Genomic DNA, 235 nt, shown 5'->3' with positions numbered 1-235 from the left:
ACTGTTCACCTGAATAATACCGTCTGTAGACAGTGTCTTGCCTAAGCCTGTTGCTGTCGTATTCACAGAAAGCGTACCGTCTGCAGCAATATTTATTGTAGGATTGGTAGCTGCCTGTTTTACAACTCCCAGAGTAGTACTTGCCGTTGGAACACTAACCTTATAATCTGTAGTATTGCCGCTTACTGTTGAAGCTACCGTAGTATTGGTACCATTGCTTAATGTTGTCAATTTC

The 235-nt window shown here is 42.1% G+C and carries 1 protein-coding gene; it reads right to left on the bottom strand.

Features of this window, described 5'->3' with window-relative positions:
- Positions 1-235: hypothetical protein (locus ASG38_RS17850; protein ID WP_162239627.1), on the bottom strand; the 235-nt coding region annotated here is incomplete at both ends.

It is taken from the genome of Flavobacterium sp. Leaf359, assembly GCF_001423985.1.
Classification (GTDB): domain Bacteria; phylum Bacteroidota; class Bacteroidia; order Flavobacteriales; family Flavobacteriaceae; genus Flavobacterium; species Flavobacterium lindanitolerans.
The sequence above is the reverse complement of the archived record's forward strand: the minus strand, read 5'-3'. Positions and strand labels throughout refer to the sequence as shown.